Below are 25532 nucleotides of genomic sequence, written 5' to 3' on the forward strand. Positions count from 1 at the left end.
TCAACTTAACCAAAATTTCTATGAACCAAACCACGATGGCGATCGTAAAGGGGAGGCTACGCCCCGGTTTTTACGATCGGCTTTTAAACATATTGCTATTTTTTTTGCTGTTTACGGCCCTAACCGCAAATAGGGTTGCCGCACAGGGAACGAGGCCAGCCAGCGGGATTACCGTTGGCCAGGCCGTTCCTGCCGGGGTGTGGGCGTACCCTAACCACGCTTTTTTAACCGATAGCCTTGCCAGCCCAATAAGGCTCAATGCTTACCGGGGCAAACTGATCTTGCTCGATTTTTGGGCCACTTACTGTGTGCCCTGTATTGCCAGTTTCCCGAAAATGAAAAGCCTGCAGCAGCAATACCAGCACGATCTGCAGATCATCCTGGTAAATAACGAACCTCTTGCCAGGGCAAGCGCATTTCTGCAGAAAAGAAAGAATGAGCATGGCGAGGCCTTTACCGCTATTGTGGCCGATACACTGCTGAACCGCACTTTCCCGCACCGCACCATACCGCATTATGTATGGATCGGGAGAGATGGTAGGGTACTGGCCATTACCGGCGAAGAAGAACTGGAAGAAGCGAAATTGTTGCAGGCACTGCAGGGAGAGGGTAGCGCCTTCACCAACAAAAAGAATATCGACCCGGCTTTGCCTTTATTCAGTTCGGCCGATTTCCCAACTGAAGGTTTGCAAAAGTACAGCCTGTTAACCCAGGGGCGGGTATCTGGCCTGGCCAGCGGCACACAGTTCCGTAAAGCTAAATCGGGTGCGTTGGTAGGGCGTGCCTTTACCAATACCGGTTTTTTTAGCCTGTACAGCACCATAGCCAGGCAGCTGCAACGGGCTTTGGGGTGGCGCTTTTCAGATCAACAGATCAGGTATGCGGGCGCTAGCGAGGCAGGCTTTTTACAGGATACATACAATTACGAATTTGTGGTACCCGAACGCTTTTCGGCCCAGTTATACTCCATGATGCTCCATGACCTGAATACCTACTCGCCCTATGTGGCCACTTTTAAAACCGAAAAAACCAACTGCCTTATACTGGAGCGTTACAGTACCGCAGGTACGCCTTTAAATCACGATGGTGATGAAAGTTTGGTAAAAGGTGCAGGCCAGCAGGGGGCATTAAACTTAAAAAATGTTCCGGTTGATGCACTGGCCGATCGGCTCGAAAACCTGACGTGGAACAGCCTACCGGTAATGAACCACACCGACATCAGCGAACGGATATCGGTCAGGATCAGCAGAACGGGCAACCTGCAGGAGGTAAATGCCGGGCTTGGGCCTTATGGCCTGCGCCTGCGGCCGGCGAAGAAAAAAATAATGATAATGTTGATCAGCGACCAGGCAACTAAACCAACTTTATACAAACCGCGATGAGAAATATATACTTTACAATCTTATTGATAAGCTGCTGCCCGCTATTGGCTTTGGGGCAACTCAGCTTTAGCGGTACAACATTAAGCGCTGCTGATAGTACTGCCGTTTTATCAAATATCGAGCTTATAGGGGCCGATGGTAAGGCACATAAAACCCAAACGGATGCCAAGGGCAGGTTTTCGCTTATGTTGCCTGCCGGTACTTACCGTTTTATGGCTAGTGCGGTGGGCTTTAAAACCTATTCCATTGCAATTACTATCCCTTTAGCAAAAACATTTGTGGCCAGCTTACTCCCGGCCGATAACCAGTTGAACGAGGTAACGGTAAGCACCGGTTACCAGGTGCTGGATCGCACCCGGGCCACCGGGTCGTTTGATCGGCTGGATAAAGCCAGGCTCGATCAGCAGGTGGGCAAAAACATCCTCGACAGGTTGGAGGCCATTGGCAACGGGCTCACTTTCGATAGAAGTACCTCGGCAACAGGTAAGTTTTCGATACGTGGCACGAGCACCATCCGCGGGCCGCGCGATCCGCTCATCGTGGTGGATGATTTCCCCTATGCAGGCGATATGGCCAATATCAACCCCGAAGAGGTAGAAAGCATTACCGTTTTAAAAGATGCTGCGGCCGCATCGATATGGGGCACCCGTGCGGGGAATGGCGTGGTAGTAATTACCACCAAAAAAGGCAAAAAGAATACGCCATTTTCCGCCAGCTTTTCGGCTAGTATAGGCGCAGTGCAAAAGCCCAATCTGCGGTATGAGCAACGCATTTCATCAGCCGATGCATTGGAGGTAGAACAGTTTTTATACGGCAAGGGCTATTATACCAGCCTGATCAATTCTACACAGAAACCTGCCTTAACGCCTTTTGTAGAGCTGCTGATTTTGAATGCTGCGGGCCAACTATCAGATGCCGATCTGTTACAGGCCAAGGCAGGCTTTGCCGCGCACGACGTTTACGACGATTTTAACCGTTATGTGTATCAAACTGGGCTTAACCAGCAATACGCCCTCGCGCTATCGGGCGGGAGCGAAAAGCATGCCTGGCTCATTTCGTCAGGTTATAACCATAATACAGATAACCTGGATGGGCAGAATGCCAGGCAGAACCTGAGGCTGAGCAACAGTTTAACGTTGCTGCGCAACCTGAATTTGAATACGGTGTTCAGTTATACGGGCGGCAAAGTTACGGCGGGCCGGCCGGGCATTGGCGGCATAACGAGCACATCGTCTCTCTATCCTTACGCGGCTTTTGCCGATGCTGCTGGTAACCCTTTGCCCATTACCAAAAATTACCGGGCAGCCTACCTGGCTTCGCCAGCGGTAGCGCAGCTGTTAGATTGGTCGTATTATCCGCTGTTGGATGATCAATACACCGATAATGTAACCAGGCTTACCGACCTCGTGGCCGGTTTCGACCTGGCTTATCAACTGCCACTGGGTTTTAAAGCATCGCTTAAATACAATATAGAAGAGCAGCGTACCAACCGGGAAATTTTACAGGCTTTAGGCAGCTATTATACCCGTAACCTGATTAACAGTTTTGCCCAGGTGGGTATAGGCGGGGCGGTAAGCTACCCTATACCGGTAGGTGCCATTTTAGACAGAAACGAGGCGCGGTTGCGATTTGAACAGTACCGCGGCCAGCTCGATTTTAACCGGGCATGGGCGGCGCACCGGCTCGATGCTTTGCTTGGGCTGGAGTGGAGGAAAGCCCGGTCTACCGGGGCATCGGGCAGGATGTACGGTTTGGATACCGATAAACTCACCACCGGGCAGGTAGATTATACGCGTACGTTCCCCAATTCGGTTACCGGGAGCGCCGCCTATATACCCGATGGTAATGGTTTAAGCCAGTCGGCCAATAACTATTTCTCGCAATTCGTTAATGTGGCCTATACTTTAAACAATACCTATACGCTATCGGCCAGTGCCCGGGCCGATGCGTCTAATCTCTTCGGCATAGCCACCAACAATAAATGGAAACCTTTATGGAGCGTAGGCCTGGGCTGGGATATTTCCAAAATGCCTTTTTTTAACGTAGGTTTTGTAGACCAGCTGAAACTGCGATCAACCCTGGGTTTTAGCGGCAATGCCGATCCGTCTATGAGTGGGGTAAATACCATCCGTTACCAGGTAAATTCGCCTTATACATTATCGCCATATGCCATTTTCGATAAATATGCCAACCCCGGGCTGCGCTGGGAAACGGTAAGGATGCTGAACGTGGGGCTCGATTTTAGTTTGTTTAAAGCCAGGCTATCGGGCAGTGTAGAGTATTATCAAAAACATGCTTCAGATCTGTTTGGCGTTTACCCCATCGATTATACCACCGGGGTAGGCACTACGGTATTACGCAACGTTGCCGAAATTGAAGGGAACGGTTTAGACCTGCAACTGAATGCCACGAACCTGCAGGGCAGCTTTACCTGGGGCACCACGCTTAACCTTTCGGTGTATAAAGATAAAGTGGTTAAATATTACCTGCCATCGGTACAGGGAAGCAATTTTTTACAGGCTGATGCGGTGGTATCGGGCGTGGAAGGATTGCCGGTATATTCCATTTTTTCGTACCGCTGGGCAGGGCTCGATGGGACAACGGGCGAACCCATGGGTTTTTTAAACGGCCAGCCGAGCAAGGCCTATAGCAGTATCATCAGCAGCACTAAACTGCCTGACCTGGTATTTCATGGTTCGGCGCTGCCACGCTATTTCGGCAACATGGTAAACGATTTCGGGTATAAAGGTTTTATGCTGTCGGTAGCACTCAGTTTTAAGTTGGGTTATTATTTCAGGCGCAAGGGGATTGATTACAGCAGCCTGTTTGCCAGCGGTAGGGGCCATGCCGATTATAGTAACCGCTGGAAAGCCCCGGGTGATGAGCAATTTACCCAGGTGCCTTCAATGCCCTATCCGGTTTCGGGCAGCAGGGAGTCTTTTTACCGCTTTGCTGAGGTACTGATTGATAAGGGCGACCATATCCGCATACAATACATTAACCTGGATTACGCTTTTCAAAAATCCCTGACAAAAAAGATCAGTTTAAAAACACTCCACCTGTTTGCCAACCTGGCTAATGTAGGGATCATTTACAGGGCAAATAAACATCACCTCGACCCTGAATATGTAACCAGCGGCTTTAACTTACCGCCGGGCCAAACCTTGGCTTTCGGCTTAAGGGCAGGCCTTTAAAAAAAAATTATGATGATAAAAAAGAGAAAACATTTTAACTATTGGCTATTGCTGGCTGCTTTTGCTGTTGGGATAGCGGGCTGCCAGCAGCTTTTGGATGAAAAACCCGATCAGCGGCTGGTGGTGCCCTCAACCCTGGGCGATTTTCAGGCCCTGATGGATAATTTCGGGGTGCTCAGCGCGAACGACCTGATCTCGGCAGAAATCTCGGCCGATGATTATTACCTTACCGATGCCGATCTTGCTGCCTTGCCAGGTGAGTATGAGCGCAGGATGTACAGCTGGCAAAAAGATAATTTGTTTGAACCGGGAAGTAACGATTGGGCTTACCTGTACAAAGCAGTATATGCCTGTAATGCGGTATTGGAGGGTTTGGAAGCATCAACCCTAACCAGGGATGCCGCCTTTAACAATGTAAAAGGGCAGGCGCTGGTATACCGGGCCAAATGCTTTTTGCAGGGGATGGGCCTTTGGGCTAAGGCTTACCAGGTTTCTTCGCCTGCTGATCTGGGGATCCCGCTACGCCCACAAGCCGATTTTAATACCCCATCAACCAGGGCCACTGTGCACGAGGGGTACCACAAGGTACTAAGCGATTTAAAAGCAGCGGTACCGCTTTTGCCCGAAAAGGCATTAAGTGCCACGAGGCCATCAAAGGCCAGTGCCTATGGGCTTTTGGCACGTACCCTCTTGTACATGGGCAATTATGAGGCGGCCGAAAGTTATGCCGATTCCTGCCTGCGGATTAATGCGGCACTTTTGGATTACAATAAACTCAATGCAGCCGACCGCTATCCGGTGGCGCTTTTTAACCCTGAAGTGATTTTTGCCACCTTTGTGCCGCCTGCAACCATTGTAAGCAGCACCAGGGCAAAAATTGTTCCCGGGCTTTTATCAGGCTACCAGGCTGATGATTTAAGGAAGCCGGTTTTTTATTTACAGAACGGCGGCGCTTATTATTTTAAAGGCACCTATTTCCAGCCCGCGCTTTTTTTCGGATTGGCCACTGATGAAATGTACCTCACCCTGGCCGAGTGCCAGGTGCGAAACGGAAAAGTAGAGGCAGGCATGCAGACGCTGAACAGGCTTTTGTTAGCCAGGTTTAAAACCGGAACATTTGTACCTTTGGCGGCCGCCAACAAAGCCACGGCGCTGAACATGGTGTTAAACGAAAGGAGGAAGGAATTGGTAATGAGGGGGCTGAGGTGGATAGATGTTAAGCGGCTGAATGCTGATGGCCAGGGTATAGTGCTTACCCGTACCATAGCCGGAACCGTTTATACTTTGGAACCAAACGATAAGCGTTACGCGCTGCCGCTGCCCGAAGATATTATTGCCCTGACCGGCATGCCACAGAATGAACGGTAAAACAAAGGCCCGGTTAATTTCACCAGGCCCTTGTTTATTTACAATGCGCGTTTGGCCGGGGCAGCATCCCTAACATCGGCTGCACTGCTGCCGTAGGTATCGAGGATGTAATCGGTCAGCTTGTCTTGCGTATCAACCGTTTCGGGTGTAATCAGGTAACAAGGCGCGGCACTGCCCGAGTTACAGCTGGTAGGCGGGCTCATGGTGGTAGAATATTCATGGCCGTTTGTAGCGTCAGATAGCTGGTCGCCAACGAAATTCCACTGGATGTCTGTTTTGGCTGATTTAAATGCACTTGTGGTAATGGTTAGGCCGAACCCCAATACGAGGGCTACAAGGCCAATGTTTAGTTTTTTTAACATGTTTTTTTAAAATGGTTCCCTTATCATTTTTGGGAAGGTGAATGAAGTTGATCTTTTGCTGTGGCCGTTCGATCGGTTGATTTTTTTTCTGTATTTGGATATGACCGGTATCCGTTTAGGCTTTTACTCTTTGTCACGCACCTCCCGCTTTAGGTGAATAGATAGGGTAGTTATCGTGATTGCAGTAAATACGAGGTTAATAATGAGATGCGTTTTCCAGCCGAGCCATTTTAGTACACCCCCACAGCTACAGGGTACTCTGTTAAAATAGCCTGCAAGGATGAGCGCAATGTAAAGGGTAAAAGTGCCGATCAATACCAGCGATACAATGAGGCCGTATAACCTGGTTTTGCTAAAGGCAAGCAGGGTTGCAGCAATAAGTTCTGCAGAGGGGACGGCAATTAGCAGCCATGCAGCAAATTTTTCAGAGAAAACTTGTTTGGCCAGTTCGGTTTTAAATTCGTTAAGATCGCCCAGTTTACTTGCGGCGGTGCTGCCCCATAAAACAATGAGCAGGAGGTAACCTGTACAATAGGCGCTTTTGGTTAAATTTACTTGCATAAACTTTATTTTTTTAGGGAGATATATTAAATCTGCTATAAAGTTCGGTGCAGGCTGTTCTAACCGAAGGCCATATAAGTTACCAAACAAGCGGTGGCAAATGGAATAGGGGTAATGTAAACTACTTTTTTACGGCTTCTGCCCTTAAACGGCTTAACACTTTTGGATGGATGCCCAAATAATTGGCAATTATTTTGAGTTCGCAGAGGTTAAACAGTGCTGGTTTCGATTTCATGAGCGCATTAAAACGGCCGCTGGCATTGAGATGTGCCAGCGATTGGGCATGCATAATCAGTTCTGTTACCTGTTGTTGATAAAGTTTGCTGATAAGTTCCTGAAACTCAGGAAACAATTTATACAGGTTGGTGGTGTGTTTTTCGGAGTAGCCAATCAGGGTAGTTTCTTCCAGAAATTCGATGTAAATTTCTTTTTGCGTGTCTTGGCCCAGCGTGTGCATTGGTGGGATAAACTGGCCTTTTTGCCAGAACAGGATGGTGGCTTCTTCTTCGTTTTTAACGGCATATAACCTCAGCGTACCTGTACCCACAAAGAGTAAAGTAGAAAAGTATCGGTCAGAAACATTGATAACCTGTTTCTTTTTAAACACGTGCTCTTCCTGGATGTAGCCCAGGTAACATCTTAACGCGTAGGAGGTGCTGAGGTAAACCCCGATTTTTTTAAAATAGCTTTCGTTTTCCATGATATTCTTTTTTCGGGTAAAGAAAAAAGCTTTTAGGTTCTTGTCAAGTTGCTGGCCCGGCAACCCCGCGCAACCCGGTACCCACTTGACAAATGCTGGCGAAATTGTTTTATTTGTAAACAGATAAATATTTTACACGATGAAAAAATTAACAGCAGTTACTTTTTCATCCCTATTAATTGAACCATTTACCGAAGTGCATAAACCTGCGGGTGCTGCACTGAAAACCCGCCCTAAAAGGCTACACAGTATCCCTTTCAACCCCCGGTTAATATGCCGGAGCAGGGGTTATCCCTAACCTTAAAGGCAAGCCGCCCCAAGGCGGTGGCCCGAACCATTAACGCTTTAGCATACTTAAATTTTATCGCGACTTTTAAGCCGGACCTGCCATTATTTTGCGCCACGACAGGTAGTGAAATACCTATCATTTTAACCTGTTTTGGTTACTTCAGTATAACCGGCTTAATAGTTTGAATTTCAGGTGGAAACATTCTTTCAGTCGCGTATTTCGGTGCGCCGTTTTACCCTTCTGCAGGAGGTTACCACGATTAAAACATCTTACCATATGAATAACCTCGAAGCACTCGTACAAATTATGTACAATATTTACCTTGTACTCAACAAAGAACAACTGGCCTTTACCTTTATCGACCTCTTTGGCGATCCTAAATCGCAGCTTACCCGGCAGCAGGTAAAAGACTACCTTAAAATAAGCGAAAGCACCTACAAACGTAAGGTAAAAGATGGTACGTTAAAACCGATTAAACTGCCTGGCGGCGATCGTTTTTACCTTAAAGACCTGCTGGGTGCCTACCTGGAAAGCCAGCGTAAGGGCCGTATTTAATTACCTATCCTTTACCTTTTCTTTACCCCTTGCTGGTACCAAGCTTACCCCAGGTTTACCCCTGGCTTACCCAATGGTTACCCCGGCTTTACCTTTTGTTTACCTAAAAGGTAAAGCCAGGCTTGGTTTAGGGCCGGCATACACACTATTTAGGGTTAGGCTGCCTGCAGGCAGGTTGCCAAAACCACCCTCTATCGTGTACAGCCCAATGTACTATCCATGGCTCATTTCAGTTCAAGATGAGCCGTAATGGGCTCAATTTGGCTCATTTGAGCTCAAAATAAGGTGGCATTACGGCTAAGCCATTAGGTTTGCGATATGGATTTAACAATACCGGTATCATAGAAATCCTTTTAGAATTAACATTTTTTCACTTAAAAAACAAAAATTATGGGACGATATTCAAAAGGCGTAAATGGCGCATTCTCCGGCAAGGTAGGCAGTGTTATTGGCAGTACCTGGCGCAGTGTAGATTACCTGAGGGGTCTGCCTAAAAAGAGCAGTAAACCCAGTACTGAACCGCAATTGGCACAACGCAGCAAGTTTTCCCTTGCCGCGCTCTACCTGAGCCCAATTAAGGACATTTTAAACATTGGCTTTAAAGATAAACAGCTGAACAAGCTCACAGGCTACAATGCGGCGGTAAAGATTTTCTTAAACCAGGCGGTAGTAGGTAACTACCCTGATTTTGAGATCGATTTTTCGCAGGTTGTATTAAGTAAGGGTTCGCTCTCGATTTTTCACGGCCTTAGCGCTGCCCTGCAGGGTGCAGATCTGCTATTGAACTGGCAGGGTATTTTAAACCGTTACAATGCCTTTACCGATGATGTGCTTACCGTTGTGCTCTTTAACGCCACCAAAAACATGTACCTGGTGTATGAAGAAGCGCAGCGCGCCGCATTAACCTATACAGCGGTAATTGGTGCCGGCTTTAGCGGCGATATTTTCCATGCATGGGCCTTTGCGGTAAACCGCGACGCCACTGCCGTAGCAAACAGCCAATACCTGGGCACCTACACCATGCCTTAATTAATGATGATTAACCCGCCCAAGCCCCGCAATAATGCGGGCTTGGGCAATTTTAACCAGAAAGAAAATGAAAACGATAAAAATGGCTTTAACGGCACTGGTGCCAAAAAAGCAGTTGCTCGAGAAATTGATGCTGGCCACGATCCTGATCTTGGGCTGGCTTACACTCCCCAACATCTTAACAACCATCGAACCCACGGCTGCCCTGCTCGATGCAGGCATTTGGCAATTGATTTTGCTGAGCCTGTTGTGTTATGTAGCGCTGCTGCAAATGACCTGGTGGCTCTTGTACCGCTTTTGGCTGGCCCTTGGCCTGCTTAACTTAACAGATATGGTTTTACAGTTTAAACAACTCAGCTCATGGCAACAATTAGGTTTTTTCTGGGCATCGTTTGCTTTGCTCTTTTTGGCGGGTATAGCCTGCCTGGCCGCAATAGTATAAAACCGGCGGCTAACCGGGCAACGGCCGATGGCGAAAAGCTTTTGCAGATAGCCAAAAAAGAACTGGGCGTACGCGAAGCATCTGGCCGTAACGACGGGCCGCGGGTAGCTGCCTACCTGCGCTATGTAAATATTGGAGAGGGCAGCCCCTGGTGTGCGGCTTTTGTAAGCTGGGTTTTTGGACAGGCCGGCTACAGCGCACCGCGCACGGCCTGGAGCCCGGCCTTATTTCCGGTAAATAAACGTACCCAAGAGGTTAGCCGCGCAGTAGTATTTGGTATTTATTTTAACCAGTTGAAGCGCATAGCACACTGTGGTTTTGCAGAACGGCGGGATGGCGATTGGCTGATTACCATAGAGGGCAATACCAATATGGCGGGCAGCAGGGAAGGAGATGGCGTGTACCGAAAGCGGCGGGCTTTAAAAGCGGTTAAATACTTTGCCGATTGGAGCAATAGGAAAGGAGGAGATGATGAAATCTGAATTGAAGCTCTTGATCGTATTGAGTACAATGCTTTTGGCATGCGGCTCGTTAAAAAGCAAAAAGACATTGCTACTGCAAGATCTCCAATCGAACAGCTATAACCAGGAACACCACAATGAGCAAAGCCGGGCAGAGGAAAACACCATTCTACTCGATACCAGTAACAGCGAATATGAGGTGCGAATTACCCCATTGGGGAAATTTCTCTACAGTGCCGAAAATGGTTTCGAAGGCATGGCCGAAAAAGTGGTGTTAAGCGGAAAAGCCGGTAAAAAACGGGTTGTGCAGCAGCAACGGCAATCGGGCCATCAGTTCCAGCGCCAAACCACCAGAACGGAAAGCACAGTGTTAAAAACAAAAGCACAGCAGGTGGATAAAAGTAGGAAGTCGCGTTTTGGCCTGTTAGCCATAGGGCTGGTAGTGGTGTTTGGTTTAGTTTACTGGCTCATTAAAAAATGGCCTTTTGGTTGAATGTGTAAATGTTTCCCCAAAGTTGGTCTTGGGGAACATTTTCCCCGATCTCACTTATTCGTTCTTAACTGCCCTATCATTTTGGCTGAAGGGAGCTCCCGGTATAATTAGTTTGGCAATTTCTTTACACTATATCGCAACGGTTAAAGTTTTTTTCCCAGACTAGACAAGGGGCTTTCATCACCTTGGTTACAGAAATGGGAATAGCAATAACAGCCAAATGCAACCAAGCTTTGGCTGATGAGGTAATTAAACTGATTATTTCATCTAATGCAATATTTAAATAATGGAAAACAATCATATTCGATGCAATGGCGAATTTATCATAAGCATGGGTATTTATTCAACGAACCTATTGATTTTTAGTTTTAAATGATTTTGAATGTAGATTTTTATGCTTAGCAATTGTTTACATTCATCGAAGTTTGCCCTGTTTTACTTTATTTAACAGTTGATAATGATCCTTATCTAAAGGATTTGCGATCATGTTATCCTTTGATTGTCAGAGACCGTGCTATTTCGGAAAAGGGTTTTGAAGGAAAAGTAACGCTAATTAAGGTGTTTTAATAACAAAGGCTTTTAGCGCTGCCATTTTACCATTATCAAAACGCCATACATCGCAATAAGAATAATCGATTATCTCCCCGCTTTTATCTTTCATGCTGATTTTGCCGATAGCAGTCAGAAAATCGCCTTCGGCAATTAGCTTTTCGACGTTAAATACTGGCGGTTCGATATACGCTTCTTTCATGTATGCACGGAGGGCTTCCTTTCCCTGTAGTGTCTTGTCGCCTATAAATTCGTATTTTATATTTTCCGTACAAAATAGTAGAAAGCCTTCATAGTCGCCTTTAGTAACGCATCTATTTGCGTTTAATAGTATTTGCTTGTTGTCTGCATTCATCTTAATTCGTTTATTGATGTATTGCTTAATTTAAACAAACCTGATTCCGTTTATGATTTTAAAAAAAATTAAGTCCGCATTGCATCTATAAAATAACTTGATCAGTGAACAAAAATCTTCTTTTCGATCTCATACTGGCGATGAATTGAATGCATGGATTGCAGAAGTTAACCATTCGGTTATTGAAGATTTGAAAAGTTTCTCCATAGGATTGTTGCCTGATCTTCACTCTATTGAAAATGTCATCAATATATATTGGAGCAGTGGTCTGGTCGAGAATGATGTTAACCAACTGAAGACCATTAAATGTCAAAATGTATGGAAGGGTAAGCTTCGATTTACTCAGAAAAACTGGTATTGGCACCGGATTGATCACCAAAAGAGGGTAAGACCACCTTCACTGAACATACACCATAGCGCAAAAGTATAATTTGATGGCATATCTTTAAACTTCGATAAGGATGCTCATAAAAATGCTAAGTGTTCTCTTTCAGTGAATTTTATTATTGTAAAATTTCAACAATAATGAAGAATCGCCGAATTTGCTTACGATGCCAAATAATTGTGTAATGATTTGCTATTTTTACCCAACATCCCTAATAAAATATGAAGAAAAATAATAACTGCGATCTTAAAACCTGCTTTATGTGCCAACTCACATTAAAAGAATGGCATCCTGTAATTGAGCGGCATAAACGGAACTTTATCGTTAAAAAGGGGGAGGTAATTATCAAGGAGGGCGATCCGGTGAGCGGTGTTTATTTTGTTACTTCCGGCAACGTTAAAGTCCATAAACAATGGGGCGATAAAGAATTGATTTTACGCTTTGCGAATGATGGTGCCATAATCGGACATAGGGGAATCAGCAGCAGCATTTCTACTTATCCAATATCTGCGACGGCTTTAGAAACCACTAAACTTTGTTTTGTAGCTATCGACTTTTTTAAAAGTACCATAAAAGTTAACCAGGAATTTGCTTACGGTTTACTGATGTTTTATGCTGATGAACTGCACGCTTCAGAAAAGAAAATGCGGAATTTAGCTTTAATGTCGGTTAAAGGAAGGCTTGCCGTAGCTATTTTGGGGTTGAGAAATCAATTTGGCTTAGATGCAGAAGGCTTTTTAAATCTGGCATTAAGCCGCCAAGATCTCGCTGCATTTACTGGTGCCACTTACGAAACCGTTTTTAGGACGATGAATGAACTGCTCGCTGAAAAATTAATAGTAGTGAAAGGAAAGCAAATTGGTATTTTAAACGAGGCTGGATTAGTAGATGTGAGTAAGAAATAAATTAAAGTTTGTATGTTGGGAATCGTTTTATGTGGTGGGCAGAGTTTACGGATGGGTACCGATAAAGGTTTGCTCATCCATCAAGATAAACTTTGGGCGCAGGTGGCGGCTGATAAATTAAGTGTGCTTGATCTCCTGGTAAATTTTTCGGTTAATCCATAGCAGCAATCAACATCTACCGACTATTTCGGCAATGAGCAGTCGATGATAGATAATCAATCGGTTGATATTAAAGGTCCTCTATTGGGCGTACTTTCTGCTCATTCATCAAATCCAGAAGAAGATTTGTTTTTATTGGGCTGCGATATGTTATTGATAGAAATCAAATTTCTTGAAAAACTAATCCGTTCGTTTAGGGCTGACGATACTTTCGATGCTTATATTTTCAAAACTAAATTCAGGGTGAAGATCCCCATTGATTTATAAAAGCTGTAATACTGATTGATCAATCTTGGTGAAATTCCTCTTTTCTCCTTCACAAAGCACACAACAATAACCTTCCGGTAAATCTTTAAATGCCGTACCTGGGCTAATGTTGTTTTCAATTTCGCCAAGGTACTCGTTGTACACCGTTAAACAGCTGTTACACTGGTATAAAAACTCGCCATCTTTTTTTATTGTTTCTTCAGTTTGAAAGCTTTGTTTTTGGTTACCTCTTTTAATGCCATTTAAACGGTACTTGTAAAACTTAAATATCGAACGCCTTACTTGTTCTGGTAGTAAAAAACTGGGATTGCTTCTGCTAAAAATTTCACCAGTACGTTCGTTGGGATTAAAATCTTTAGCACAAAGGATATCGTAAACGGGGAGTAATTTTAATCCTAATACATTAATCAAGTGGCGTTTTTGGATGAGGATACTACAGAAGACCTCACTTTTTTTGCGCGTTTTAATGCCAAAGCAGATTCCAAACGTCCCGGTATCATCAATGCTTAAATGTTTAACAAGGAAATTTTTTAATATTAGACCTTCGTTACAGTTATCTTCTACCTGAAAGTTAAGCTCATTGGCGGCATGCCGCATATTGATCTCAAATTCTTCGAGCAAACTGTTCCAAAGGTTTTTATCTTTTTCATCGATTCCTTTTATTATGATGGTTTTCCAGGATGTACAGCACAACTGACCAAGTTTGGTATCTAAACAAAGCTGACAGAGTTTCTTTAAAAATGCAATGCTGAACAGCTCATCACGCCTGTAAATACCCAACCAATATTTGTTGTTGTACCGATTTAAACCTTCGTAATAAGGTAAGTTAAATGATGATAGGGATACCGTGTTTTCAGCAGGTTTAAGAATAAAGTTTTCCTGATCTAAAAGTGCAAAGAGCGCTTCACCGTTGGCTTGTGGATTATCTATAAACTGTGACTGATTGTTTTTGATAATACCCTCCAACGCTTTGGTAACCTTTGCGATATGATTGGTGTAACAAAGCTGGTTCCATTCATAGGTTACATTGGTTTTTGGAAAGCGAATAATTAAATGCCAATAATGTTCGGATCGTGAAGAGGCGATCCAGTTGATATTACCCGTTAACATTGGGGTAAAACTTTGGCCGCTATCGCAGATGTTGACTTTAACAGAAGGCTTAAAGTCGATATCATCTAAAACATCTTTATATACACCTTCAGTAAGCCAGGTTTTACGGATAAAAATATCTTCAGCAGGATAAGAACTGATAATATTCGGGAAATTACTGGTGCCAACTTCATAAGCGATCCTGAGTTTATCCATTTCACCTGTAAATATGGTAATATTGTAGGTTGTCGTATCAATCAATAACTGTTGGCGCAATCCAAAACGCACATATTGGATCCGCGCTTTTGTTGCCGCAACCAGGATGTTATACAGGTTTCCGGGTGATATGATTCCTCCTGGAAAGTTAATGATGATGGTTTGATACATAGTTTAACTATTTAGAAGTCCGAATTCTATTATGGCTTTTTGGAAATTCTTGTTTTCATGCCCTGGTCGGCATAATTTTAAAAGTGCAAATCTCTGGATATTAGTTAGTTTTCGCCATTGCATAATTGATAGTTTAAACTGGAATTCTTCGGATTTTTCTTGTAGTATTAATGGTATTTGATGCAGGTTTCCCCAATCGGGTAACGGATCAATAGCTAGTGTGGTAGCTTGGTTTCCAGTATATTTCGTAATCAAGCCAATCAGAAATTGACGATACTTGTCTGTTTGTTCTTGAGCTGAGACAGGAAGTAGAGCCAACCGGATTTTTTCTGATGGATGGAATTTGCTCCATTCTACCAATTTTAGTTTTATTCCTGCGGCATCCATTTTAAAACGGACGATCATCGGGATACACCGCACATTTTCTTCAATAAAATCTTCTTCGAACTTAAAATATTCAATTCCTTTTAGGTTTTTAAATTCTGAAGGACCAATTTTTACTTTCATCTTTTTTATGTTTTAATAGTTTAGGTCACGCTAAACTCTTTTCGGCATTTTTTTATTGGATAGATCCTGACCCCGAACATTCGGCACAGGATGACGATCGTTTTTGTGATTTGTTATACCTTTGCCAAAGCAGGTTAAGCTTCCATTTTTAAAACGTTTACAAACGAATCCAAAATTGCTTTTACTTCTGGCCTGCAACTGCCACAACCCATTCCGGCACCAGTTAACTGGCAGAGCTGCAAATGATCTTTACAGCCGTCTTTAATTTTATTGATCAGGTTACCTTCGCCAACATTATTACAGCTGCATACGGTTTTGCCAATAATAGGTTCGGTTGTTTTGCCACTCCTTAACAATTGAAGCCGCTTTTCACTCAACTCCATTTTATTTTCGATCAGGTTCCGGAACTCTAAAAACTCACTTTTATCGCCAATTAATATGGCTCCAACCAGTTTATCATTGTGTACGATACATTTTTTGTAGTAACGTTTCGCTTTGTCTATGAAAACAATTTCTTCATATGTAGGATCGTTGTTCGGTATTTCGGCCAAGCCTAATGAACAGAGTTCTAAACTGTGCATTTTAAGGATATTCATGAGCAGGCTGCCCTGGTAAAATTTGGCAATATCTCCACATAGAAACCTGGCTACTATTTCGGCCTGTTGTTCTGCTGCTGATGTAATACCGTACATATGGCCTTTAAATTCAGCAATTTCACCAATGGCATAAATGTCTCTTTCGCTTGTTCTCAGGTATTCATCAACTATAACACCTCTTTTACACTCTATGCCTGCTTCTTTAATCAGTTCTATATTCGGAACGGTGCCTATTGCGATCACCAAAGATTCGCAATCGATCAATAGGCCACTTTTTAAACGGATACCCGAAATGCTTTTTTCTCCGATAATCCGGCCTACTTCATCATTGTAAAAAATCTCAATGCCTTTGCTGAGCAGTTCTTCATGGAGTAACTGACTGCCTAATGCATCCAACTGACGCCCCATCAATCTCGATATACGCTGGATAATGGTTACTTTTGATCCTGTTTCGACCAAAGATGCAGCCAATTCGATCCCCAATAAACCGCCCCCAATAATTACTACTTTTCCGTTTGTGGTATCCACGTGTTTTTTAAAACTGTCGGCATCATTACGGCTTCGCATGGTAAATATGCCGTTTAGTTTCGGGATATCTTTAAGCATAAAAGCCCTGCTTCCGGTGGCCAGGAGCAGGATGTCGTAATGGTGGGTTTGTCCGTTACTATCGATAACGGTTTTACTCTCTTTGTTGATCTTTTCGATACCTAAGCCACGGTGCAGTTTAATTCTATAATCGGTTTCCTCACTATCGCTCATTTTAATGAGGTTATGCCAGGGTAAAGTGCCAATAATATAATCGGGAAGAAGTACCCTGTTGTAAAAAGGGTAATTCTCTTTACTAAAGATCTCAATATCATCTTCTGTGTTTAAGGCTCTGTAACTTTTAACAAAACCACATGCACCAGCCCCCGCACCAATAACAATGATCTTTTGCCGGGCTTTTTGATGTAATTTTACTTCTACGGCGCTAAATTTAAAATCGGGTTCCTTGCTTTGTGGGTCAACCAGGTTATTGGTGAGGTTGTTCGCCCGGTTTAGATCACTTTTTAAGATTTTGCCCCAGTGCATGGGTATAAAAACCACTCCGGGTTTAATATCTTCCGAAAATTTTGCTTTTACACGAACATTTCCACGTAAACTTGAAATTTCGACAATATCATTATTCTTAACGCTCCGAGCTTCAGCATCAACTGGGTTGATTTCTAAAAAAGATTCGCTAATGTGTTGGTTCAGTTTATTTACCTTGCCTGTTTTGCTTCGGGTATGCCATTGATCCCTGATTCTTCCCGTGGTTAAAATCAGCGGATGTTCTGGTGTTAAAGCTTCCGATTGGTTCTGATCATCAAATGATAAAATATTCGCTTTTTTATCTGGCGTGTAAAATTGATGATCGGTAAATAATCTAGCTGTTCCAAGTGCTTTTTCCGTTTTTGGGTATGGCCATTGAACAGCTCTTTTTTCTCTTAGAATCGTATAATTTAATCCACTGATATCAATGTTGGTTCCTTCTGTTAGGGCCGCATGCTCGTTATATATTTCGCCTGTATTTTTAAAATCGAAGCCGCGATAACCCATTTTTTTTGCAAACCGGCAGATAATTTCTGAATCTGGTAAGGCTTCTCCGGGTGCTTCCGTTACTTTGCTGAGGTAAGAAATATAACGTCCTGCATTGGTCATGGTGCCTTCTTTCTCTATCCAGGCGGCTGCAGGCAATACCACATCAGCATATTTTAGGGTTTCTGCGGTATTGCTAATATCCTGAACAACCACAAATTTTGCTTTTTTTAATCCTTCTTCGGCTATACGAACATCAGGAAGGCTGATTAAAGGATTGGTGCATAAAATCCATATCGCTTTGAGTTTTCCGGTATTCAGTTCATCAAACATTTCTGTTGCGGTTAAGCCTGGTTTAGATTGAATGGTACCCAATGGGATCTGCCAAAATTTTTCGACCTCATTCCGGTGACTTTCACTAGCTAAAACACGGTGCGCAGGCAATAAATTACTTAAGCCGCCAACTTCTCGTCCGCCCATGGCATTTGGCTGTCCGGTAAGTGAAAAAGGTCCACTTCCAGGTTTACCGATATGGCCGGTAATGAGGTTTAGGTTGATTAACGAAAGGTTTTTATTGGTACCTACTACACTTTGGTTAAGTCCCATAGTCCACATGCTGATAAAACCTTTTGCATTCCCAATGTAAGATGCCGCTAAACGAATATCATGTTCTGTTACGCCGCAAGTTGCTGCCGCTTCTGCTAAAGAGGTTGAGAAAACAGTAGAATGGTATTTTTCATAACCATTGGTGCTGTTGATGATAAAATCAGTGTCGATTTTTCCATTTTCAATTAAACATCTGCCAATGGCGTGGTGGAGGGTAATATCTGTACCTGGATTGAGCTGCAGATGAACATTGGCGAGCGAGCAGGTTTGCGTTTTTCGCGGGTCGCTTACAATAATCTTTAGGTCAGGATTTTTTTGTTTTGCGGCTTCAACCCGGCGCCACAGGATAGGATGGCACCATGCCGGGTTTGCGCCTGCAACAAAAATACAATCGGCAATTTCAATATCATCGTAACTAATAGGCACGGTATCTTCACCCAAGCTCATTTTATAACCAACAACCGCACTGCTCATACATAAGCGGCTGTTGGTATCGATATTATTGCTGCCGATAAATCCTTTAATTAATTTATTTACTACGTAATATTCTTCTGTTAAACACTGTCCACTGGCATAAAAAGCCACGCTATCAGGGCCATGTTTTTTAATAAGCGCTTTGAAAACAGCTGCTGTTCTTTCTAATGCGGTATCCCAACTTACTCTTTGGAGGGGCATATTTTTGTTATAGCGCATTTCGGGGTAAAGCAGCCTGTCGCTTTTGTCATTCGCTGTGTAATGAAGATTCATACCTTTACTGCACAACATTCCTTTGTTTACAGGGTGGTTTTTGTCTCCTTCAACCGTTACCCGCTCATGGATATCTTTGTGTACCACAATGCCACAGCCTACACCGCAATAGCAGCAGGTAGTTGTTTTGTTTTGCGATATGTTTTTTTGTTCTTTCAAATGATCGGTCCGTAAGGTATATTTTATTGACGTTGTTTATTTGCTGGGGGTAAGCACCAGGTCTTCTATTTCGGCTGCTTTTTGTGCCATAATGGTTCTGAAAATGAATACTGCAATACCAATTCCTAGAATGATAAAACCGAGAAAAGTAAATGCACCGGTGTAATCGATCAGGTCTTTTTGAACATTATGTCCGTTTTCGATTATATTTTTAGTCGCGTGACCGGCTTTAGCTTTAAACATAAAGGCAATAAGCATAGCGCCAATATTGCCACCTGCACCTACAATGCCTGCTACACTGCCAACTGCAAGCGGATTGATGAAAGGAACTAGGCTGTAGGTTGCTCCATTTGCCATTTTTAAACTTAAACCGAAAACAAACATCATAAAAATGGCCATCCCGATATTGCCCGATTTTGCGAACCAGATTAAACCGATTCCCTCTATCAATAGGAGTAAGGCAAGCAAAAGTGTTTTGCCATCAAATCCCCGGGTTTTGCCGATTTTATCAGCAACAATACCACCTAATGGTCTGGCAAAAACATTGATCCAGCCAAAAATGCCTGCAACCATTCCCGCTATGGCTATTGTTGCGCCGAATGAATCAGTAAAAAATATCGGTGCAAAGTTATCTACGGTAATTTCTACACCAAAACAGGCCGCGTAAGCAATGGTTAAAATCCAGGTACGGTAATCTTTCGCTGCAATTAAGAAGGTGTTTTTAGTGCTTTTTATGTTTTCGTCTTTTAAATCCTTAAAATCTCCCTGTGGGGTATCTAAAGTATAACGGTGATATAAAAAAGCACAGATCAAAAGCATTACACCAGGAAAAATCATCGCATAACGCCAGCTGTCTTCGGTGCTGCAAAAGCCAAGGGCTGTAAAACCTGATGCAATTAAAGGCATAAACAAATTGGCTGCACCGCCGCCAGCGTTTCCAAAACCTCCCGCTGTTGCATTTGCTGTTCCTTTAATTTCCGGTGCAAACATAACAGAGGTATGAAATTGAGTGATTACGAATGAGGCGCCGATTACGCCAATGGCCAGACGGAAAAGTAAAAATGAAGCATAAGAATGGCTGGTTCCGATTAAGAGGACCGGAATGGCGCAAAGCACTAAAAGCCAGGTGTAGATGAGTTTAGGGCCAAATTTATCAATGAGCCGTCCAATGAGTAAACGGGCAACTATAGTGGCTGATACAGATGCAATCTGGATATTGCCGACCTGATCTTTAGTGAGGTGAAGCTGCTCTCTTGCAATTTTCATTAAGGGGGCCATGCCGAACCAGGCAAAAAAGCAAAAGAAGAAAGTTAGCCAGGTGATGTGAAAGGTTTTCATTTGAACACCTTTAAGCGAAAATATATTTAATTTATCTAGCGGTTTGGTAATGGAGTTTAGTGTCATAACGGTCTGTTTAAGCGTAAATAAATAAATGGTTTCTTTTAAAATTTATAGCCTAAACCTACGCCGACATTCCACTCGCCATTTTTGACTGCGGTTTTAGGGTTGTAGTATAGCGGTACCTGTAAGGCTATATGGCGAAATACCGTTGTTAAGCCAAAACCAAGGTTGGGGGTAAGGGCTGCATTTTTTGGCGCTCCTGTGGCCACTTTATCTTCTTTGATTCTTAAACTGGGTAACAATCCCAATAAAACGGCATAAGGTTTTTTGCTGAATTTGATACTGGGTCCTGTACAGTTTATAAACGCACCATGATCAACATATCCGGCCACGATAGTACCATCGAATAAAACTGCTTTAGTTTGCGATTTAGCAGAAAAAAAGAACAAGGTAAGTGCAAGGCAGCCTGTTGTGGCTACAGAATTAGAAATTTTCATGTCGGTTTGGTTTGGGTTAAATTTTTATCCGGAAAAGTTTAAATCTTTTGGAGCAGGTTAAGATTTTGGCGTTGTACCAATGTAAACAGTTCCGTTTTCTATCTTTACGGGATAGGTTTTTATGGCGCATTCGTCGCCGCTTAGACATTCACCAGTACTCAATGAGAATGTTTTTTTGTGGAAAGGGCAGGCTACCTTAGGTTCATCGGTAGCGGAGCCAATCATTCCACGGCTTAGTGCCATCTGCTTTTTATGCGGGCATTCATTTTGAGTGGCATACCATTCATTTCTTCTGGTGAAATAGAAAAGTGCAATCTGATCTTCACCATGTTTTACGCATACGCCACCATTCTCAATAGCATCCTCGACTCGGCAGGCTGCTAGCCAATTTGATTGTTCATTCATAATTTTTAGGTTTTTATAAGGTTTGGAAAGGTTATTGATTAAACTGTTTTCCATTCGGCCGTTCTTTTTTGTCCACGCATTTCAACAAATTCAATAGTAGGATCTTTGTCTTCAGGTGCATTTACAAAATGAGAAAAGCGTTTTCTGATTGCAGGGTTTTCAACTGCCTCTTTCCACTCGCATTTATAGGAGGCGATTAACTTCTCAATTTCATTTTCCCATTGGGTTGCCATCCCTAGACTGTCGTTGATGATTACATTTCGCAGGTAATCTATTCCGCCTTCCATTTTGTTGAGCCAGGTTGCTGTTCTGGTAAGTGGATCGGCAGTACGGATGTAAAACATCAAAAATCTATCGATGTATTTGATGCAGGTTTCGGTATCTAAGTCTGTTGCCAGTAAAAGTGCGTGTTGCGGTTTACTTCCACCATTTCCGCACACATATAAATTCCAGCCTTTTTCTGTGGCAATAATGCCAAAATCTTTACTTTGTGCCTCGGCACATTCCCTAATACAGCCACTTACCGCCGATTTGAACTTATGCGGTGCGCGTATGCCCCTGTATCTTTCTTCAATTCTGATGGCAAAACTCACGCTGTCATGCAGACCAAACCTGCACCAGGTACTACCTACGCAACTTTTAACCGTTCTTAAGCCTTTTCCATAAGCATGTCCACTTTCAAAACCTGCAGCAATCAATTCTTCCCAGATAATAGGAAGGTCGTTAAGGTGTGCACCGAACATGTCTATACGCTGACCCCCGGTAATTTTAGTGTACAGATTGTATTTTTTAGCTACTTCGCCAATCACAATCAATTTGTCGGGTGTAATTTCGCCGCCCGGAACCCTCGGTACTACAGAATATGAGCCACCTTTTTGAATGTTGGCCAGAAAACGGTCGTTACTATCTTGGGCTACATCATTTCCTTTTTTAAGGATCATTTCGTTCCAAAGGCTGGCCAGGAGTGATGACACTAATGGTTTACATACCTCACAACCATCATTTTTGCCTAACGCATCTAATACCGCATCATAGCTTTTTAATTCGTGGATATGGATGAGGTCATAAAGTTCCTGCCTGCTATAGTTAAAATGCTCGCAAATTACATTTTTGATATATTTGCCCTGTGATTTTAAGGTATAGGTCATTAAATCTTTAACCATTGGCAAGCAACCACCACAACCTGTGCCCGCTTTGGTGCATTTTTTCACCTCATCGATGTTTTCGCAGGAGCCATTGGCGACTGCCGAACAGATATCGCCCTTGCTAACGCCTTCGCAGCTACAGATCAGTGCACTGTCTGGTAAACTTGTAATTCCAGTTCCGCTTGCTGGTTCGCTTCCACCACTTGCGGCCAGTATCAGTTCTTCAGGGTTTTCTGACAATACAATGCGGTTATTAGAGGTTTGCAACAGCAGGTTATATGCTGTTGCATCTCCAATTAATATACCTCCTAAAAGGTATTGCCCGTCATTACTAACATTTATTCTTTTATAAACCCCTTTGTGTTTGTTTTCGAAGATGATGGTACGGCAATCTGGTTCGGTAATAAAATTATCGCCAAAACTGGCCACATCAATGCCAATTAGTTTGAGTTTGGTGCTCATATCAAATCCTGTGAATGCCTTATCACCTTCGCAAAGGTTTGCGGCTAATACTTCGGCCATTTCGTAACCCGGTGCAATTAAACCATAAATCATTCCATCGTACAAAGCGCACTCGCCGATGGCAAAAACAGCTGGATCATTGGTCTGCATTTTTTGATCAACAACAATACCACCGCGTGGACCAACCTCGATACCACAGGCCTTTGCCAGTTCATCACGTGGTTTTATACCAGCAGAAATGACCAGCATATCAGCATCTAAAACGGTATCATCGCTAAACTTTAATGCGGTAATACAGCCATCGCCTTCAATGCTTGTGGTGTTTTTATTTAAGTGGATCTGCAAACCTAAGTCTGTGAGCTTCGATTTAAGCATATCACTGCCTGCAGCGTCAATTTGCCTTGGCATTAAGCGTGGCGCAAATTCAATAATACTGGTTTTTTCGATACCCAGATCAATTAATGCCTTAGCCGCTTCGAGCCCTAATAAACCACCTCCAATAACTGAAGCTGTTCGAGCCTTTTTTGCATAACTGCTGATCAGGTCAAGGTCTTCTATTGTACGGTAAACAAAAACACCTTCTTTCTCAGTTCCAGGGATATTGGGCACAAAAGCACCAGAGCCTGTAGCAAAGACAAGAATATCGTAGCTATAATCTAAACCATTAGCTGTATAAACTTTTTGCTGTTCGCGATCTATTTCTGTAACCGGGTTATTGAGAAATAGGGTAATGTTTTGTTCCTGATACCAGTTTTCTGTAGAAAGAGAGAGGTCTTCGGCTGTTTTACCGTTAAAATATTCACTTAAATGCACACGATCGTAAGCTCTTCGGGGTTCTTCTCCAAAAACAATAACATTAAAAGAAGAAGTTTTTGATCTAAGCTTTTCGCAGAATTTATATCCCACCATTCCATTTCCTATAACGATTATTTGCGGTTCTTTCATAAATCTTAAAGGTGTTTAGTGACTTTAGTTTCTTTTGGTTATTTTTTATCCTTAATTGTTTGTTTGAGTGTATTTGTTATCAAATAATCGTTTTAAAAATTAATAATTTCCCATTTATATGATTTTTGATATTCAAATATATGTTTTAATTGTTTTAAAAGTTTATTTTTTATTGTTTTTATCATAAAATATTTAATTTTTTAATAAATTTTTATCACTTTTATGCTTAAATAGTTAAATCATTAAAATTATGAATCAAAATACTGCTGATTTTGGGCTTTTTATAATGGGTGGAGGTCCTGGAGATCCGGAATTGATCACTGTTAAGGCTCTTAATGTGTTAAAAAGAGCTGATGTTATTCTTTATGATAACTTAAGTAACGAAAAATTGTTAGAAATTGCTCCTAAAACATGTAAAATGATCTATGTTGGTAAGCAACCCTATGGAAAATACACGCCACAAGAGAAAATAAATGAATTAATTGTCGAAAATGCCCAAAATTTTCACGTTGTTGTACGTTTAAAGGGAGGGGACCCTTTTATTTTTGGTAGAGGATTCGAAGAATTAATTTATGCGGAGGCTAGGGGCATTAAATGCCATTACATTCCGGGTATCAGCAGTATGCAGGGTGCAGGTTTTATAGATGTGCCTTTAACGCACCGTGGTATTAGTGAAAGTGTATGGATACTTACTGGGACCAAGAAGGATGGAAGTTTAACTAACGACCTAAAATGCGCCATGAAAAGTTCGGCTACAGTTGTAATATATATGGGCATGAAAAAAGTTGGCGAAATCTCTAAAGCTTATTGTGACGCAGGTTTAGGTGTGATGCCGGCAGCCATTATTCAGCATGCTACACTTCCTACCCAAAAACAAGTGGTATGTTCAGTGCAAAATTTACAGCAATCTGCTGAAGAAGCGGGCTTAACCTATCCGGCCATTATCATTATTGGTAATGTGGTACAAGCAAAGGCTTACGCAAAATTAAATCAGGGGGAGTTATTGTCGGCGTAGGTAGTTCTGCTTATTTCACTAAAACTCTACAGTCCGTTTCGCTCCAAACTGTACGCGAATCTGGCTGCCGGATTTTTTGCTAAGTCGTTACCTCCTCCTGAACGCTTAGCCTTCTGCTGCAGATTTTCTTCGTCACTGGGGCGCTCCGTTTTGATGGGCCCAGTATCCAAATACTATACTTTTCTCAAGATCAATTACCGGTCAGCTTGATGACAGCGACCACTGTGGATATGGTGTGGGCATAGATTTTCACAAAAAAAATTCAAGATGGTAATCCAACAGGCACAGGAAATGATAATTTTTACGGCTTTTGCAGAAGAACATATCATCCACTTATAAATTCGGCGCTGGCGCAAATAGCTCAGTTTCGTCCGGAATTTAAAGGAGTAAAATACAAATCTCCAATGACGTATGCCACAGCAAATATCGATAGGCAGAAATGAAGCTATATAAGTACAATTTTAAAAAACAATATGCAGGATATGGCTATTTATGTAAAGAATAAAGGCCATTTGGCGACAAACAGTTAAAGATGTTATAAAAAATTAAGGAGATTAGAGATTTATTATCTTTAATATTCAATTAATTTTAATAAAAACAGTATGGAAGCTTACAATT

General features: G+C 42.8%; 24 protein-coding genes. 13 read left to right on the forward strand and 11 right to left on the reverse strand.

All coding sequences use genetic code 11. From position 1 onward, the window contains the following. Positions 1 to 20: 20 nt before the first annotated feature. From GGQ60_RS03045 to GGQ60_RS03055, 3 genes are read left to right on the forward strand one after another with little or no spacing between them, the layout of a single operon-like run. Positions 21 to 1382, forward strand: coding sequence for a TlpA family protein disulfide reductase (locus GGQ60_RS03045; RefSeq protein ID WP_183759913.1), 1362 nt, complete (start codon positions 21 to 23; stop codon positions 1380 to 1382). After that, complete coding sequence (locus GGQ60_RS03050; protein WP_183759914.1) at positions 1379 to 4576, forward strand: SusC/RagA family TonB-linked outer membrane protein; 3198 nt, start codon at positions 1379 to 1381, stop codon at positions 4574 to 4576. The genes GGQ60_RS03045 and GGQ60_RS03050 overlap by 4 nt, the downstream gene beginning before the upstream one ends. A 9-nt stretch (positions 4577 to 4585) precedes the next feature. After that, the gene (locus GGQ60_RS03055; protein ID WP_183759915.1) at positions 4586 to 5944 is read left to right on the forward strand and encodes a RagB/SusD family nutrient uptake outer membrane protein; all 1359 of its coding nucleotides are present in this window, start codon (positions 4586 to 4588) and stop codon (positions 5942 to 5944) included. A gap of 38 nt (positions 5945 to 5982) precedes the next feature. Here the strand turns inward: GGQ60_RS03055 and GGQ60_RS03060 are convergent, their stop codons facing one another. The 3 genes from GGQ60_RS03060 to GGQ60_RS03070 all read right to left on the reverse strand — a co-directional run bounded on the left by GGQ60_RS03060 (position 5983) and on the right by GGQ60_RS03070 (position 7567). Continuing rightward, complete coding sequence (locus GGQ60_RS03060) at positions 5983 to 6306, reverse strand: hypothetical protein (protein ID WP_183759916.1); 324 nt, start codon at positions 6304 to 6306, stop codon at positions 5983 to 5985. 123 nt (positions 6307 to 6429) lie between these two features. Next, on the reverse strand, positions 6430 to 6867 hold the full coding sequence (locus tag GGQ60_RS03065; RefSeq protein ID WP_183759917.1) for a MauE/DoxX family redox-associated membrane protein: 438 nt from the start codon (positions 6865 to 6867) through the stop codon (positions 6430 to 6432). Between the two features lie 121 nt (positions 6868 to 6988). Continuing rightward, a complete protein-coding gene (locus tag GGQ60_RS03070; RefSeq protein WP_183759918.1) occupies positions 6989 to 7567 on the reverse strand; it encodes a Crp/Fnr family transcriptional regulator in 579 nt (192 codons plus the stop codon). A 139-nt stretch (positions 7568 to 7706) separates the two neighbouring features. Here GGQ60_RS03070 and GGQ60_RS03075 point away from each other — a divergent pair, with 139 nt between their 5' ends. From GGQ60_RS03075 to GGQ60_RS03100, 6 genes are all read left to right on the forward strand, one after another. Beyond that, positions 7707 to 7865, forward strand: a complete 159-nt coding sequence (locus GGQ60_RS03075; RefSeq protein WP_183759919.1) for a hypothetical protein — start codon at positions 7707 to 7709, stop codon at positions 7863 to 7865. Between the two features lie 183 nt (positions 7866 to 8048). Then, positions 8049 to 8411, forward strand: coding sequence for a helix-turn-helix domain-containing protein (locus GGQ60_RS03080; protein ID WP_229685070.1), 363 nt, complete (start codon positions 8049 to 8051; stop codon positions 8409 to 8411). Between the two features lie 390 nt (positions 8412 to 8801). Continuing rightward, positions 8802 to 9440 carry a DUF6266 family protein gene (locus tag GGQ60_RS03085; protein WP_183759920.1) on the forward strand — a complete coding sequence of 213 codons (639 nt, stop codon included), beginning with the start codon at positions 8802 to 8804 and terminating at the stop codon, positions 9438 to 9440. Positions 9441 to 9507: 67 nt separating this feature from the next. Next, positions 9508 to 9882 carry a hypothetical protein gene (locus GGQ60_RS03090; protein WP_183759921.1) on the forward strand — a complete coding sequence of 125 codons (375 nt, stop codon included), beginning with the start codon at positions 9508 to 9510 and terminating at the stop codon, positions 9880 to 9882. Then, positions 9801 to 10364, forward strand: a complete 564-nt coding sequence (locus tag GGQ60_RS03095; protein ID WP_229685072.1) for a C40 family peptidase — start codon at positions 9801 to 9803, stop codon at positions 10362 to 10364. Before GGQ60_RS03090 ends, GGQ60_RS03095 begins: the two co-directional genes overlap by 82 nt. Beyond that, positions 10351 to 10836, forward strand: a complete 486-nt coding sequence (locus tag GGQ60_RS03100; RefSeq protein ID WP_183759922.1) for a hypothetical protein — start codon at positions 10351 to 10353, stop codon at positions 10834 to 10836. The genes GGQ60_RS03095 and GGQ60_RS03100 overlap by 14 nt, the downstream gene beginning before the upstream one ends. A gap of 553 nt (positions 10837 to 11389) precedes the next feature. On the opposite strand, the gene GGQ60_RS03105 is transcribed toward GGQ60_RS03100, so the two are convergent. Then, a complete protein-coding gene (locus GGQ60_RS03105) occupies positions 11390 to 11740 on the reverse strand; it encodes a nuclear transport factor 2 family protein (RefSeq protein ID WP_183759923.1) in 351 nt (116 codons plus the stop codon). A gap of 645 nt (positions 11741 to 12385) precedes the next feature. On the opposite strand from GGQ60_RS03105, the gene GGQ60_RS03110 reads away from it, so the two are divergent. Genes GGQ60_RS03110 through GGQ60_RS03120 form a run of 3 tightly spaced genes read left to right on the forward strand, consistent with a single transcriptional unit; the run spans position 12386 to position 13456 of the window. Next, a complete protein-coding gene (locus GGQ60_RS03110) occupies positions 12386 to 13030 on the forward strand; it encodes a Crp/Fnr family transcriptional regulator (protein WP_229685073.1) in 645 nt (214 codons plus the stop codon). A gap of 12 nt (positions 13031 to 13042) precedes the next feature. Beyond that, complete coding sequence (locus GGQ60_RS03115) at positions 13043 to 13192, forward strand: NTP transferase domain-containing protein (RefSeq protein ID WP_183759925.1); 150 nt, start codon at positions 13043 to 13045, stop codon at positions 13190 to 13192. 42 nt (positions 13193 to 13234) lie between these two features. Continuing rightward, positions 13235 to 13456, forward strand: a complete 222-nt coding sequence (locus GGQ60_RS03120; protein ID WP_183759926.1) for a glycosyltransferase family protein — start codon at positions 13235 to 13237, stop codon at positions 13454 to 13456. Here the strand turns inward: GGQ60_RS03120 and GGQ60_RS03125 are convergent. From GGQ60_RS03125 to nirB, 7 genes are all read right to left on the reverse strand, one after another. Continuing rightward, entirely contained in the window at positions 13451 to 14932 is a 1482-nt protein-coding gene (locus tag GGQ60_RS03125; RefSeq protein WP_183759927.1) for a rubredoxin, read from the reverse strand. The genes GGQ60_RS03120 and GGQ60_RS03125 overlap by 6 nt on opposite strands. 3 nt (positions 14933 to 14935) lie before the next feature. Then, the gene (locus GGQ60_RS03130) at positions 14936 to 15439 is read right to left on the reverse strand and encodes a nitrate reductase associated protein (protein ID WP_183759928.1); all 504 of its coding nucleotides are present in this window, start codon (positions 15437 to 15439) and stop codon (positions 14936 to 14938) included. Between the two features lie 134 nt (positions 15440 to 15573). Next, the gene (locus GGQ60_RS03135) at positions 15574 to 19104 is read right to left on the reverse strand and encodes a nitrate reductase (protein WP_221235862.1); all 3531 of its coding nucleotides are present in this window, start codon (positions 19102 to 19104) and stop codon (positions 15574 to 15576) included. A 36-nt stretch (positions 19105 to 19140) separates the two neighbouring features. Beyond that, positions 19141 to 20508, reverse strand: a complete 1368-nt coding sequence (locus GGQ60_RS03140; protein ID WP_183759929.1) for an MFS transporter — start codon at positions 20506 to 20508, stop codon at positions 19141 to 19143. A 38-nt stretch (positions 20509 to 20546) separates the two neighbouring features. Beyond that, on the reverse strand, positions 20547 to 20942 hold the full coding sequence (locus GGQ60_RS03145; RefSeq protein WP_229685074.1) for a hypothetical protein: 396 nt from the start codon (positions 20940 to 20942) through the stop codon (positions 20547 to 20549). Between the two features lie 57 nt (positions 20943 to 20999). Then, entirely contained in the window at positions 21000 to 21401 is a 402-nt protein-coding gene (gene nirD, locus GGQ60_RS03150) for a nitrite reductase small subunit NirD (protein ID WP_229685075.1), read from the reverse strand. Further along, positions 21386 to 23899: a nitrite reductase large subunit NirB gene (gene nirB, locus GGQ60_RS03155; protein WP_183759930.1), complete on the reverse strand. Its 2514-nt coding sequence runs from the start codon at positions 23897 to 23899 to the stop codon at positions 21386 to 21388. The genes nirD and nirB overlap by 16 nt, the downstream gene beginning before the upstream one ends. A gap of 250 nt (positions 23900 to 24149) precedes the next feature. Here nirB and cobA point away from each other — a divergent pair, with 250 nt between their 5' ends. Beyond that, a complete protein-coding gene (gene cobA, locus GGQ60_RS03160) occupies positions 24150 to 24914 on the forward strand; it encodes a uroporphyrinogen-III C-methyltransferase (protein WP_183759931.1) in 765 nt (254 codons plus the stop codon). Positions 24915 to 25532: the final 618 nt, after the last annotated feature.

This window comes from Pedobacter zeae (assembly GCF_014196715.1).
GTDB lineage: Bacteria > Bacteroidota > Bacteroidia > Sphingobacteriales > Sphingobacteriaceae > Pedobacter > Pedobacter zeae.

What these genes read in the sequence shown, in the direction of transcription:
- GGQ60_RS03045 (WP_183759913.1), top strand. Translation starts at nt 21, where the DNA reads ATGAACCAAACCACGATGGCGATCGTAAAGGGGAGGCTACGCCCCGGT.
- GGQ60_RS03050 (WP_183759914.1), top strand. Translation starts at nt 1,379, where the DNA reads ATGAGAAATATATACTTTACAATCTTATTGATAAGCTGCTGCCCGCTA.
- GGQ60_RS03055 (WP_183759915.1), top strand. Translation starts at nt 4,586, where the DNA reads ATGATGATAAAAAAGAGAAAACATTTTAACTATTGGCTATTGCTGGCT.
- GGQ60_RS03060 (WP_183759916.1), bottom strand. Translation starts at nt 6,306, where the DNA reads ATGTTAAAAAAACTAAACATTGGCCTTGTAGCCCTCGTATTGGGGTTC.
- GGQ60_RS03065 (WP_183759917.1), bottom strand. Translation starts at nt 6,867, where the DNA reads ATGCAAGTAAATTTAACCAAAAGCGCCTATTGTACAGGTTACCTCCTG.
- GGQ60_RS03070 (WP_183759918.1), bottom strand. Translation starts at nt 7,567, where the DNA reads ATGGAAAACGAAAGCTATTTTAAAAAAATCGGGGTTTACCTCAGCACC.
- GGQ60_RS03075 (WP_183759919.1), top strand. Translation starts at nt 7,707, where the DNA reads ATGAAAAAATTAACAGCAGTTACTTTTTCATCCCTATTAATTGAACCA.
- GGQ60_RS03085 (WP_183759920.1), top strand. Translation starts at nt 8,802, where the DNA reads ATGGGACGATATTCAAAAGGCGTAAATGGCGCATTCTCCGGCAAGGTA.
- GGQ60_RS03090 (WP_183759921.1), top strand. Translation starts at nt 9,508, where the DNA reads ATGAAAACGATAAAAATGGCTTTAACGGCACTGGTGCCAAAAAAGCAG.
- GGQ60_RS03095 (WP_229685072.1), top strand. Translation starts at nt 9,801, where the DNA reads ATGGCAACAATTAGGTTTTTTCTGGGCATCGTTTGCTTTGCTCTTTTT.
- GGQ60_RS03100 (WP_183759922.1), top strand. Translation starts at nt 10,351, where the DNA reads ATGATGAAATCTGAATTGAAGCTCTTGATCGTATTGAGTACAATGCTT.
- GGQ60_RS03105 (WP_183759923.1), bottom strand. Translation starts at nt 11,740, where the DNA reads ATGAATGCAGACAACAAGCAAATACTATTAAACGCAAATAGATGCGTT.
- GGQ60_RS03110 (WP_229685073.1), top strand. Translation starts at nt 12,386, where the DNA reads ATGTGCCAACTCACATTAAAAGAATGGCATCCTGTAATTGAGCGGCAT.
- GGQ60_RS03115 (WP_183759925.1), top strand. Translation starts at nt 13,043, where the DNA reads ATGTTGGGAATCGTTTTATGTGGTGGGCAGAGTTTACGGATGGGTACC.
- GGQ60_RS03120 (WP_183759926.1), top strand. Translation starts at nt 13,235, where the DNA reads ATGATAGATAATCAATCGGTTGATATTAAAGGTCCTCTATTGGGCGTA.
- GGQ60_RS03125 (WP_183759927.1), bottom strand. Translation starts at nt 14,932, where the DNA reads ATGTATCAAACCATCATCATTAACTTTCCAGGAGGAATCATATCACCC.
- GGQ60_RS03130 (WP_183759928.1), bottom strand. Translation starts at nt 15,439, where the DNA reads ATGAAAGTAAAAATTGGTCCTTCAGAATTTAAAAACCTAAAAGGAATT.
- GGQ60_RS03140 (WP_183759929.1), bottom strand. Translation starts at nt 20,508, where the DNA reads ATGACACTAAACTCCATTACCAAACCGCTAGATAAATTAAATATATTT.
- GGQ60_RS03145 (WP_229685074.1), bottom strand. Translation starts at nt 20,942, where the DNA reads ATGAAAATTTCTAATTCTGTAGCCACAACAGGCTGCCTTGCACTTACC.
- nirD (WP_229685075.1), bottom strand. Translation starts at nt 21,401, where the DNA reads ATGGAAAACAGTTTAATCAATAACCTTTCCAAACCTTATAAAAACCTA.
- nirB (WP_183759930.1), bottom strand. Translation starts at nt 23,899, where the DNA reads ATGAAAGAACCGCAAATAATCGTTATAGGAAATGGAATGGTGGGATAT.
- cobA (WP_183759931.1), top strand. Translation starts at nt 24,150, where the DNA reads ATGAATCAAAATACTGCTGATTTTGGGCTTTTTATAATGGGTGGAGGT.